8 protein-coding genes and 1 riboswitch are annotated in these 12,092 nt (G+C 63.8%); of the genes, 3 read left to right on the top strand and 5 right to left on the bottom strand.

Features of this window, described 5'->3' with window-relative positions; translation table 11 throughout:
• Window positions 1–205: 205 nt before the first annotated feature.
• The 5 genes from glyA to ACFX4T_RS24595 all read right to left on the bottom strand — a co-directional run bounded on the left by glyA (window position 206) and on the right by ACFX4T_RS24595 (window position 7,939).
• Window positions 206–1,525, bottom strand: a complete 1,320-nt coding sequence (gene glyA, locus ACFX4T_RS24615; RefSeq protein WP_377654967.1) for a serine hydroxymethyltransferase — start codon at window positions 1,523–1,525, stop codon at window positions 206–208.
• Window positions 1,522–1,905, bottom strand: coding sequence for a glycine cleavage system protein GcvH (gene gcvH, locus ACFX4T_RS24610; RefSeq protein WP_377654965.1), 384 nt, complete (start codon window positions 1,903–1,905; stop codon window positions 1,522–1,524). The genes glyA and gcvH overlap by 4 nt, the downstream gene beginning before the upstream one ends.
• 206 nt (window positions 1,906–2,111) lie before the next feature.
• Window positions 2,112–3,248: a glycine cleavage system aminomethyltransferase GcvT gene (gene gcvT / locus ACFX4T_RS24605; protein ID WP_377654963.1), complete on the bottom strand. Its 1,137-nt coding sequence runs from the start codon at window positions 3,246–3,248 to the stop codon at window positions 2,112–2,114.
• A gap of 9 nt (window positions 3,249–3,257) precedes the next feature.
• Window positions 3,258–6,104, bottom strand: a complete 2,847-nt coding sequence (gcvP, locus tag ACFX4T_RS24600) for an aminomethyl-transferring glycine dehydrogenase (RefSeq protein ID WP_377654961.1) — start codon at window positions 6,102–6,104, stop codon at window positions 3,258–3,260.
• A gap of 149 nt (window positions 6,105–6,253) precedes the next feature.
• Window positions 6,254–6,352, bottom strand: a riboswitch (glycine riboswitch).
• Between the two features lie 75 nt (window positions 6,353–6,427).
• Entirely contained in the window at window positions 6,428–7,939 is a 1,512-nt protein-coding gene (locus ACFX4T_RS24595) for a PucR family transcriptional regulator (protein ID WP_377654959.1), read from the bottom strand.
• A gap of 177 nt (window positions 7,940–8,116) precedes the next feature.
• On the opposite strand from ACFX4T_RS24595, the gene speB reads away from it, so the two are divergent.
• The 3 genes from speB to ACFX4T_RS24580 are packed head-to-tail and all read left to right on the top strand — an operon-like array spanning window position 8,117 to window position 12,081.
• Window positions 8,117–9,121 (top strand): agmatinase, encoded by a 1,005-nt coding sequence (speB, locus tag ACFX4T_RS24590; RefSeq protein ID WP_216927335.1) that lies wholly within the window; start codon window positions 8,117–8,119, stop codon window positions 9,119–9,121.
• Window positions 9,118–10,560 (top strand): purine-cytosine permease family protein, encoded by a 1,443-nt coding sequence (locus tag ACFX4T_RS24585; RefSeq protein WP_377654957.1) that lies wholly within the window; start codon window positions 9,118–9,120, stop codon window positions 10,558–10,560. Before speB ends, ACFX4T_RS24585 begins: the two co-directional genes overlap by 4 nt.
• 12 nt (window positions 10,561–10,572) lie before the next feature.
• Window positions 10,573–12,081: an aldehyde dehydrogenase family protein gene (locus ACFX4T_RS24580; RefSeq protein ID WP_377654954.1), complete on the top strand. Its 1,509-nt coding sequence runs from the start codon at window positions 10,573–10,575 to the stop codon at window positions 12,079–12,081.
• Window positions 12,082–12,092: the final 11 nt, after the last annotated feature.

Genomic DNA, 12,092 nt, shown 5'->3' with positions numbered 1-12,092 from the left:
ATCGGCCCCAGGACACCAGACCCGCCCCGACAAACCCTCGCAGCAAACATCTATCCCGAAGCCAACCCCCGCCAGCCAGACACATCAACAACAGGCGGGGCCGGCGTCCGGGAGCGTGCGTCCAAGGGAGCATCGCATCCGCTCAGCGGGTGCATCTGCGACCGAGCACGCGGAGGATGCCGGCCCCAACGGGCCAACGGAGCGGCTAACCGAGGTTGGCAACCCCCGGGTACAACGGATGCGCCTTGGCAAGCACATCAACCCGGTGCCGCAACCCGGAAAGGTCCGCATCGGCGTCGGCAATCAACACTTCGGCGATGATGTCGGCAACCTCTCGGAAGGCAGCTTCGCCGAACCCGCGGGTCGCCAGCGCCGGTGTGCCGACGCGCAGGCCGGAGGTGACCATGGGCGGGCGGGGGTCGAACGGGACGGCGTTGCGGTTGACGGTGATGTCGATCGCGGCGAGACGGTCCTCGGCCTGCTGTCCATCGAGTTCGCAGTTGCGCAGATCCACCAGCACCAGATGCACGTCGGTACCTCCGGAAACCACGGAAATTCCCTTGGCTGCAACGTCCGGCTGGACGAGTCGCTCGGCCAGGATCCGGGCGCCTGCCAGTACACGTGACTGACGTTCCCGGAACTCTTCGGACGCGGCGATCTTGAACGCGACGGCCTTGCCGGCGATCACGTGCTCCAGCGGTCCACCTTGCTGGCCCGGGAACACGGCCGAGTTGATCTTCTTGGCGATGTCGGCGTCGTTGGAGAGGATGATGCCGCCACGCGGACCGGCGAGGGTCTTGTGTGTAGTGGAGGTGGTGACGTGGGCGTGCGGCACCGGCGACGGGTGCAGGCCAGCTGCAACCAGGCCTGCGAAGTGCGCCATGTCCACCATCAGGTAGGCGCCCACGGAGTCGGCGATCCGGCGGAACTCGGCGAAGTCCAGCTGCCGCGCGTAAGCGGACCAGCCAGCAACGATCAAGGCCGGCTTGTGCTCCTTTGCGAGGCGCTCAACTTCGGCCATGTCCACGGTGTGGGTGTCTTCGCGGACGCCGTAGGGCACCACGTTGTAGAGCTTGCCGGAGAAGTTGATCCGCATGCCGTGGGTGAGGTGGCCGCCGTGGGCCAGGTTCAGGCCCATGATGGTGTCGCCCGGTTTGATCAGCGCGTGCATCACCGACGCGTTGGCCTGGGCACCGGAGTGCGGCTGGACGTTCGCAAATTCGGCGCCAAACAGGGACTTGATGCGGTCGATCGCGAGCTGCTCGATCACGTCAACGTGCTCGCAACCACCGTAGTAGCGCTTGCCCGGGTAGCCCTCGGCGTACTTGTTGGTCAGCACGGAGCCCTGAGCCTGCATCACGGCAACGGCCGTGTGGTTCTCGGAGGCGATCATCTCCAGGCCGTCGCGCTGGCGGCCCAGTTCGTCGTCGATCTTTGCGGCGATCTCAGGATCGAGGTCAGCCAGCTGGGCATCCAACGACGCCGACACGACCTGCTCGAATTCGGTCACGGCTGCCGGGTTCACAGTTCTCCACCGTTCGTCGCAGCGTATTCCTCAGCCGTCATGAGCGGCCCTTCTTCCGTGGCGGCTACCTTGAACAGCCAGCCGGCACCGTACGGGTCGTTGTTGATGAGGGCAGGATCGTCGACGACGGCGTCGTTGATCTCGGTCACCTCACCCGTCACGGGTGAGTACAGGTCCGACACGGACTTCGTGGACTCAACTTCACCGCAGGTCTCCCCCGCAGTAACCGTGGAGCCAACCTCGGGAAGGTCAACATACACAATGTCGCCCAGGGCATCCGCGGCCACCGCAGAGATCCCAATCCCCACAGGCCCGGCCCCATCCGAAGCAACCCATTCATGCTCAGCCGAATATTTCAGTTCAGCAACTACTTTGCTCATTCCAATTCCTTCTCTCTCTTACGAAAAACTCTTCAAGATCACGTGGTGCTTGACCCATTCCCAGCGCTGGGGGTTCAAGCAGCGCCACAGCCACACCGGTTTGGGGCCGGCGGCCGGCAGCATGCGTCCAAGGGAGCGTCGCGTCCGCCCAGCGGGCGCTTACGCGACCGAGCATGCAGAGGTCGGCGGCCCCAAACACCCCCGGCTTACTTTTGGCGCTTGTAGAACGGCAGCGGCACAACTTCGAACCGCTCGGACTTTCCGCGGAGGTCCACGTCGACGATCGTGCCCGGCTCTGAGTGCTCGACGTCGACATACGCCAGGGCGATCGGGTAACCGAGCGTCGGGCTCGGCTGGCCGGAGGTGACTTCGCCGATGAGTGAGCCGTCCTTGAGGACCGAGTAGTGGGCGCGTGCTGCGCGGCGGCCTGCACCTTTGAGGCCGACGAGCTTTTGGCCGATGGTCGAACCAACGCCGGCAGCCTTGATAGCAGCCAGGGCTTCCTTGCCGATGAAGTCGCTTTCCTTGGCCAGGGAAACCACCGGGCCAAGTCCTGCGGCGTAGGCGTTCACGTAGCGGGAGAGCTCGTTGCCGTAGAGCGGCATTCCAGCTTCGAGTCGCAGGGAGTCACGTGCCGCAAGGCCCGCGGGGATGAGGCCGTGACCTTCGCCGACCTCGAGGAGTGCTTCCCACAGGCCGGCTGCATCAAGGTTGGGGATGTAGATCTCGAAGCCGTCTTCGCCGGTGTAGCCGGTGCGTGCAAGCAACAGATCCTGCCCGTTAATGGAGACTTCAACGGCCGCGTAGTACTTCAGTTCCGTCACCAGGGCGTGTTGCTCAGCGGGAACCAAGGTCAGCAAAATGGCTTCCGCGTTCGGACCCTGGACCGCAATCAGCGACGTCTCAGCCGACGCGTCGTCAACCACGACGTCGAACCCGGCCGCCCGCTCCAGCAATGCTGCAGCAACTACCTTGGCGTTGCCCGCGTTTGGGACCACGAGGTACTGATCCACGCCTTCTTCGGGAGAAGGGCGACGGTAGGTGATGAGGTCGTCGATGATGCCGCCGTCGGCGTTGCAGATCAGCGAGTATTTGGCCTTGCCCACGGCGATCGCGGACAACTTGCCCGCCAGCGCGAAGTCCAGGAACGCTGCCGCGTCCGGTCCGGTAACCCAGACCTCGCCCATGTGGGAGAGGTCGAACAGGCCGGCGGACTTGCGGACGGCGTGGTGCTCAGCAAGCTCGGACTCGTACTTCAGGGGCATCTGCCAGCCGCCGAAATCCGTGAAGGACGCGCCGGCCTTTTTGTGTTGCTCGTACAGGGCTGTGTAGTTCTCAGTCATGACCAGTCCTTAGTTTTCAAATGCTTCGAGGGGCGGGCAGGAGCACACCAGGTTGCGGTCCCCAGCGGCACCGTCAACGCGGCCGACCGGCGGGAAGTACTTGTCGTGCTTCAGCTGGTGGACAGGGAACGCTGCCTGCTCACGCGAGTAGTCGCGGTCCCAGTCAGAACTCACGACGGCGGCAGCCGTGTGCGGTGCGTTGCGCAGGGGCGAATTCTCGACAGTGAAATCTCCGGCGGCCACCTGCTCGATTTCGGCACGGATGGTGATCATGGCTTCAATGAAGCGGTCGATCTCAACCAGGTCCTCGGACTCCGTCGGCTCCACCATCAAAGTGCCCGCAACGGGGAACGCCAGCGTGGGAGCGTGGAAGCCGAAGTCGATGAGGCGCTTGGCAACGTCCTCAGCTGTAACGCCCGTGCGGGTAGTCAGTTCGCGGAGGTCCAGGATGCACTCGTGGGCAACCAGTCCGCCTTCGCCCGTGTACAGGACCGGGAAGTGCTCGTCCAAGCGGGAGGCGACGTAGTTGGCCGCGAGCAGCGCAGACTTGGTCGCTTCGGTGAGTCCCTGGTCACCCATGAGCTTCACGTAAGCCCAGGAAATGGGGAGCACACCGGCGGAACCGTAGCGGGATGCCGAGATGGCCACGCCACCTTCAGATGAAACGTTGTTCGCGTCCCCGGGCATGAACGGCGCCAGATGTGCCTTGGCCGCGACCGGACCAACACCCGGTCCGCCACCGCCGTGCGGGATGCAGAACGTCTTGTGCAGGTTCAGGTGCGATACGTCGCCGCCGAACTTGCCCGGCTGGGCCAGCCCAACGAGCGCGTTGAGGTTTGCACCGTCAACGTACACCTGGCCACCGGCCTCGTGGACGGCGTCGCACACTTCCCGCACGTCGGCGTCGTAAACACCGTGCGTGGACGGGTAGGTGATCATGATGCAGGAGAGCGCCTCGCGGTTGGCTTCGATCTTCGCAGTCAGGTCCGCGTGATCGATGGTGCCATCAGCGGCCGTAGCCACCACGACAACCTTCATGCCGGCCAGCACAGCCGAGGCTGCGTTGGTGCCGTGCGCAGAAGCAGGGATCAGGCACACGTTGCGCTGCTCATCCCCGCGCGACAGGTGGTAGCCGCGGATGGCCAGGAGGCCCGCGAGCTCACCCTGGGAGCCGGCGTTCGGCTGGATGGAGACCTGATCGTAACCGGTGATCTCAGTGAGGTCGGCTTCCAGTCCTTCAATGAGCTCGCGCCAACCAGCCGTCTGGTGATCCGGAGCGAACGGGTGGATGGAGGCGAACTCAGGCCAGGAAATTGCTTCCATTTCAGCCGTGGCGTTCAGCTTCATGGTGCAGGAACCCAGCGGGATCATGGTGCGGTCCAAGGCGAGGTCGCGGTCGGACAGCTTGCGGATATAGCGCAACAGCTGCGTCTCGGAACGGTGCGTGTTGAACACCGGGTGCTGCAGGAAATCCGAGGTGCGCAGAACGGAGGACGGCAGCTCAAACCCTGAAGCGTCCTTCACCGGGCCGGCACCGAAGGCGACGGCTACCGCGGAGAGGACCTCCGGCGTCGTGGTTTCATCGAGGGAAACGCCAACCGTGTCGGCATCGATGCGACGCAGGTTGATACCGCGGGCTTCGGCGGCGGCGATGACTTTGCCAGCCTTGCCGGGTACGCGGACCGTCAGAGTGTCGAAGAAGGATTCGGACACGAGTTCGCGGCCGGCGGTCTTGAGGGCAGTGGCCAGTGTGCGGGCGTGGCCATGGACGGTTTCGGCGATTGCCTTCAGTCCTTCCGGACCGTGGTAAACCGCGTACATCGAGGCCACGATGGCGAGCAATGCCTGGGCAGTGCAGATGTTGGACGTGGCCTTCTCGCGGCGGATGTGCTGCTCGCGGGTCTGGAGCGCTAGCCGGTAAGCGGGGACGCCGGCATTGTCCTTGGAGACGCCCACGATGCGGCCCGGAAGCGTGCGCTCCATGCCTTCGCGGACTGCCATGTATGCGGCGTGCGGGCCACCGAAGAACAGCGGAACACCAAAGCGCTGGGCAGTTCCGACCGCGATGTCGGCGCCCTGTTCGCCCGGGGGCGTGATGAGGGTGAGCGCCAAAAGGTCGGCAGCCACAGTGACCAGGGCACCGCGTTCCTTGGCCTCAGCGATCACAGAGGAGTGGTCAAACACGTGGCCCGAAACGCCGGGTTGCTGCAGGACGATGCCGTTGATGTCGCCGTCGGGAAGGCCCGCCGAAAGTTCGGCAATCTCCACTTCGAAGCCCAGCGCTTCGGCGCGGCCCTTCACGATCGCGATGGTCTGCGGGAGGAGGTCGGCGTCCAGGACGGTCTTGCCGTCCTTCGCGGTTTTGGACTTGTTGGCGCGACGCATCAGCAGCACGGCCTCAGCCACGGCAGTGGCTTCATCCAGCAGCGAAGCGTTGGCTACCGGCAGCCCCGTGAGGTCCTGGACCATGGTCTGGAAGTTCAGGAGAGCTTCGAGGCGGCCCTGCGAAATCTCGGGCTGGTACGGCGTGTAGGCGGTGTACCAGGCCGGGGATTCGAGGATGTTGCGGCGGATGACCGGGGGCGTCACGGTGTCGTAGTAGCCCTGGCCGATCATCTGGACGGCGGTCTTGTTCTTGGAAGCCAGCTTGCGGAGCTCGGCGAGGACCTGCACCTCGGTGAGGGCGTCCTGCAACTTCAGGGCAGTGTCCTGGCGGATGGAATCGGGGACCGCAACATCTACCAGGCCGTCTACGGAGTCGTAGCCGATGGCCTTGAGCATGGTGTCAACGTCGGATTGGCGTCGGGCGCCGATATGCCGGTCCGCGAAAGCGGTGGGGGTTGATTGAACAGTCAAGAGGAACTCCATGATTCAGGCGCCCACTGAGCGCCACGATGAATGTGGGTTCCTCCCCACTCTGTATTGGACCTGAGAGATTCCGCAGGAATGGTTGCCTGCTTGCACCGTCGGTGAGCCCGGTTGCCCGGACTGCTTTCCAGAGTTGCCTAACCGCGGCGGTACATGTGCCTGAGAGATTCCTGGGGAGGATTTGCTCCTACGGCGCCTGACTGGATGTACCGGCAGGACTCTCCCGCCGCAGATCAAAAGCGTTGCGTCACCATGGGTGACACGCTTCACACCATAGCTGGTCATTTCGAAAAAGCGCAAGCAAGGGATACCTACCGATGCATCGCCTCGTGGATCTGGAGCGCGAACCACAGCTGGGCAACCGTGGAGGTTTCACCCATGTCCAGCCCCGTCAATTCGCCGATTTTCCGGATCCTGTAGATGATGGTTTGCCGGTGCGCGAACAGGGCAGCGGCAGTCTTTTGCCAGGAACGCTGCGAGTCCAAATAGGTCCTCAGCGTGACCAGGAGATCGCCTTCCTGGCTCTGCTCGTAATCGAAAATCGGGCCCAGCAGACGCCTGACCAGCGCAGTTCCTTCCTCAAAACCGGTCAGCCCGAGCCAGGATGGCCCCTGCGCGTAGCGGGCCAGGTCGAGCTTGTTCGCCCGGGCCGATCCGAGCGCCCAAAGGGACTCCTGCAGCGCGCGCTGAATGCCCGCCACACCCGCCGGAGCGCTGATTCCAATCGCGGCATCTGCCCCGGCGCAATGAACCAGGATGTCGTCAGGCACATCAGCGGGGACCACCACGTGCAGCCTGCTATTCCGCTTCAACGACGCCGACGCAACCCCGTGCCGCCACAGTTCGATGTGCACGTTCGCCAGCTTGTCGCCGTCGTTCGTTGTGGTGGAAGCGTTCGCTGACATGGATGCGAGCAGGAAGTCTTGGGGCGGAACCCCAAAAGTTGACAGCCGGCTCTCCATCTCGGCCGCGCCCAGTCGGCCATCCATAGCCTGCAGCAGGAACTCGCCGGCCAGCCGATGCCGCCCTTCAAGCGACAAAACGATGCGCGAGAGCTGCAGTCCCAGCACGGTTGCGGCGTGCAGGAGTACGACGGCGTCCGGGTGCGGTTCGCTGTGTGGCAGCACCACGAGCAGGGCGTTGGCGTGCGTCGGGATGTCCATGGTCAGCACGTGCCGGCCCCGGATCCGGTGCCACTGGAAATTCTTGCCAGCCAAGGACACCTGCCCGGAAAGCGGAGCCCATTCATCCGCGAGGAACTCCGGGAGCCGCTGGCCCTCGGGGTGCCAGGGATGGAGGCAGCGGCGGTCCACCACGAACAGTTCAGCGTCCAGTTCGGTGGCAAGCCGTTGGACCAGGCTTTGCCAATGGTCCTCGGAGGCTCCGGCCGTGCGGAGAAGGTCGTAGACCCTGGCTGTCTGGCGCAGGCGCCGGGACTCTTCGAGCAGGGAGGATTCGGCAACCGAGCGGGCGATCGCGATGAAGGGCAGCGGGTACGGGATGTTGATCAGCGGCAGCGGCAGCCGGTCGCAGGCCGCCAGGAACTCCTGCGTCAGCGGGGGTGCGTGCATCTTTTCGCCGATCGCCAAGGCGCTTGCCCCGCTGTCCATGAGGGCCTCTGCGAGCGCCACTTGTCCCTCGGCGTCCGCGGGAATCGAGAGTCCATTGGTCATCATGAGCTCGCCGCCGGTGACCCATTCCCACAGTCTGGGCAGGTCCGAAGTGTGCGCCCAGGTGATCCGGTTGTCGCGCCCTGTGTCGCCGGCAAGGAGGGTGAGCCCGAGTTGGGGTTCAGCTACGAGCTCGGCGACCGTGATTGCCATCGGATGGGGTCCTGACTCTATGATTCCGGGGGCCGTTTCGGACCATTTAGACATTCGTCTAAGCGCCTCGGCCATTTGTAGTCAATGTACCGCTATTCGCCGTGACCCGCGTCACCAAGAATGGAATTACTTACTTCCCGCTCAATGGCGAGCACCCCTCACACCAAGGATCCGGCAATGACAATCCACAAGCCCATCGGCCCTGTCGACGCAACCAAAGTCCCCCGGTATGCAGGCCTCGGCACCTTCGCCCGCCTCCCCCAAATCGACCGGGTTCCGGACTACGACATTGCGATCGTCGGTGTCCCGTTCGACGGCGGAACCTCCTTCCGGCCAGGCGCCCGTTTCGGTCCTGCCGCGGTTCGCGAGGCCTCACGCCTCCTGCGCCCTGGCTACCACCCGGAGCTCGACGTCGAACCCGTTTACGAAGCCCAGGTTGTGGACGCCGGCGACATCGCTTGCACTCCCTATGACATCACCCGCGCAGTCCGTGAGATCGAGGAGCAGGCGTTGCCCCTGATCAGTGAAGACAAGCGGCTGATCTCGATCGGTGGCGACCACACCATTGCTTTGCCCATGCTGCGGGCGCTGAACAAGGTCCATGGCCCGGTGGCTTTGCTGCACTTCGACGCACACCTGGACACGTGGGACACCTACTTTGACCAGCCCATCACCCACGGAACCATTTTCCGGCGGGCGTTCGAGGAGGGCCTGCTTGTGGAGGACAAGTCAATGCATGTAGGGATCCGCGGCCCGGTCTATGACCGCAACGACTTCCTCAGGGACCACGAGTTCGGGTTCCAGATCATCCGCTGCTCGGACCTGGATGTCATCGGCGTCCCGGCCGCAATCCAGCAGGTGAAGGACAGGCTCGGCGACACCCCGGTCTACGTGTCCATCGACATCGACGTCCTGGACCCCGCGTTCGCACCTGGGACCGGCACCCCGGAGATGGGCGGGCTCCACTCCCGCGAGCTCCTCGCCCTGCTCCGCGGACTGAACGGCATCAACATTGTGGGCGCCGACGTCGTGGAGGTCGCTCCGGCCTACGACCATGCGGACATCACAACCGTCGCCGCCGCTACTCTCGTCTTCGACCTGCTCGGCCTGATGGTGAACCGCAGCAAAGCCACAGACTCTGCTGTCCTTGAACTGGCTTCTACATCCCGGACAATGTCATGAAAACGCCCTTGGCCACCCAGGAAGTACCGCGCCTCGAGGACAAAACCATCCAGCCGATCCCGGTGAACGAGCGCCACGGCAAGGCCCGCGACCTGTTCACCATCTGGTTCGGTTCCAACATCATGATCATGACCATCGTGACCGGCGGGCTCGCCACCACGGTGTTCGGCCTCGGTTTCGTGCCTGCACTGGTAGGCATCATCATTGGCAACCTGGTGGGCGGCATCTTCATGGCGCTGCACTCGGCCCAAGGTCCCCAGCTTGGCGTAGCCCAGATGATCCAGACCCGCGGCCAGTTCGGTTCCTTCGGCGCCCTGTTGATCGTGGTCATCGTGGTGGTCATGTACGTCGGCTTCTTCGCCGCGAACCTCGTGTTCGGTGGGGAAGCAATGGCCGCCGTCAGCCCGGGCATCAGCGTGGATGCCGGCATCATCATCATCGGCGTGGTCAGCGTTATCGCCACGATTTTCGGATACCGGCTTATCCACGCTTATGCCCGGATCCTCAGTGTTGCAGCGGGCCTGGCATTGTTGCTGGCCTTCGGCTGGATACTCGTGGTCCACGGCCTTCCCAGCAGCTTCCTTGAGCAGGGCAACTTCAACTGGGTTGGCTTCATGGGGACCATCTCCGTCTCGGCCCTGTGGCAACTGGCATACGCACCCTACGTCTCCGATTACTCCCGCTACATGCCGCAGGGCACGGGATCAGCACCGGCGTTCTGGGCTTCCTACTCGGGCTGCGTCCTGGGAACGTTGTTCCCCATGATCCTGGGCGCCTTGGTGGGCACGCTCGCCATGGCCATGAGCGCCGACAACGTTGAAATCGTTGGCAGCCTGGGGGCGTTGCTGCAGCCCTGGACCCTGATCATCGTGGGAATCTTCTGCCTGGGTGTCGCGGCCTCGAACGCCATGAACCTGTACTGCGGCGTCCTGTGCACCCTGACCATCGGCCAAACATTCAAGCCGTCCTGGTTGCCACGTGCCAAGACCCGCAGCATCGCGGCAGTCATCCTCTTCGTTCTCGCTGTCTCCATCGCGTTGTTCGCCCGCGACAACTTCATCCTCTTCTACACCAATTTCCTCTCCTTCCTGATGTACGTCCTGGTCCCTTGGACAGCCATCAACCTGGTGGACTACTACCTGCTGCGGCACGGCGACTACCGGGTTGAGGACTTCTTCAAGCGCGACGGCGGCGTGTACGGGCGGTTCAATTGGGTCGCCATCGGCTCCTACCTGGCAGGCGCCCTCATCCAGGTCCCCTTCTCGGCAACCGCAATCTACACCGGCCCCATGGCCGCCGCGTTGGGCGGCGTAGACATCTCCTGGCTCGTCGGCCTGGTGGTGGTTGCTCCCCTCTACTACTTCGCAGCCCGCGTGTTCCGGAACAAGGCTCAAGCGGCTTCCCACCGTTCCACTGCACTCACCGCAGACCTCATCTGAAAGCGAATCACCATGACCACCACCCAGACCGAACAGTTCACCGTTCGACGCTCCTCCACTGACCACGCTTCCGCCGGCATAATGCCCCTGCCTCCCACTGGGCATTTCATCAACGGATCATTCGTTCCCGGTTCCTCCAACCAGGTCATCGATGTTGTGGACCCCTCTACTGAACAGGTCATCGCGTCCGTCCAGGCCGGCACCGCCGTCGACGTCGACGCCGCCGTTGAGGCCGCCGTCGTCGCCCAAAAGTCCTGGGGAGCCACCACACCCAAGGAACGCGCCGATGTCCTGAACCTGATCGCCAACATCATTGAGGCGAACCGCGAGGCCTTCGAGGTCATCGAGTCCGCCAACACCGGCAAGCCGCAGGCCGTTGCCGAGGATGATGTCACCAGCACCATCGATACCTTCCGTTTCATGGCCGGCGCTTCCCGCACGCTCACGTCCATGGCCGGCGGCGACTACGCAACCGACCACACCTCCGTGATCCTCCGTGAACCCGTGGGCGTCGTCGGCGTCATCACTCCCTGGAACTATCCGCTGCTGATGGCCGCCTGGAAGATCGCACCAATTCTCGCCGCAGGCAACAGCATCGTCCTCAAGCCCTCCGAGCAGACGCCGTTGTCCACCCTGAAGCTGGCGGAACTGCTTGCCGGACGCATCCCGGACGGGATCCTCAACGTGGTCACCGGCCAGGGCCGCACTGTGGGACAGCGGCTTTCGGAGCACCCATCGATTGCTTTGGTCGCCCTGACGGGCAGCGTCGTCAGTGGCCAAGCCGTTGCGGAAACTGCAGCAAAATCTGTGAAGCGTGTCCACTTGGAGCTCGGTGGCAAGGCCCCTGTGGTTGTCTTTCGCGACGCCGATCTCCGCGCCGCCGCCGCTGGTGTCCGGAATGCCGGTTTCTGGAATGCCGGCCAGGACTGTGGCGCCGCCTGCCGTGTCCTGGTCCATGAGTCCGTAGCCGAAGAATTCACCGAGCACCTGGTCCGCGAAGTCGGGACGCTGGTAGTGGGCGCTCCAGAAGCCGGGGACGACGTCGAAATCGGCCCTATGATTTCCCGGCCACACTTCGAACGCGTCAAGGAAGCCCTTGCTGAAGCGCGCACCGCCGGCCTGCACATCGCGATTGGCGGCTCGGCGCTGGAGGGCCCAGGCTATTTCATCGAGCCAACAGTCATCAGCAACGTCCCTGCCGGCGCGCACATCGCCACCCATGAAATCTTCGGCCCCGTGGTCACTGTGGAGACCTTCAGCACCACCGAAGAAGCAGTCACGCGGGCCAACGAAAGCCCGTACGGCCTGTCGGCCTCGGTATGGACCAAGGACTCCAGCCTCTCCTTGCGGATTCCCAAGCAGTTGGACTTCGGCACCGTCTGGGTGAATGCGCACCTGGTCCTTGCCTGTGAGGTACCGTGGGGCGGATTCAAGGGCTCAGGCTATGGCCGGGACCTCTCGCTCTACGCCCTGGATGATTACTCGCGCACCAAGCACGTCATGATCAACCACGGCGCGTAGGCCTTCAAACA

The sequence above is a fragment of the Paenarthrobacter sp. YIM B13468 genome (assembly GCF_042788025.1).
Taxonomy (GTDB): domain Bacteria; phylum Actinomycetota; class Actinomycetes; order Actinomycetales; family Micrococcaceae; genus Arthrobacter; species Arthrobacter aromaticivorans.
This window is presented reverse-complemented; position numbering and strand designations above follow the sequence as displayed.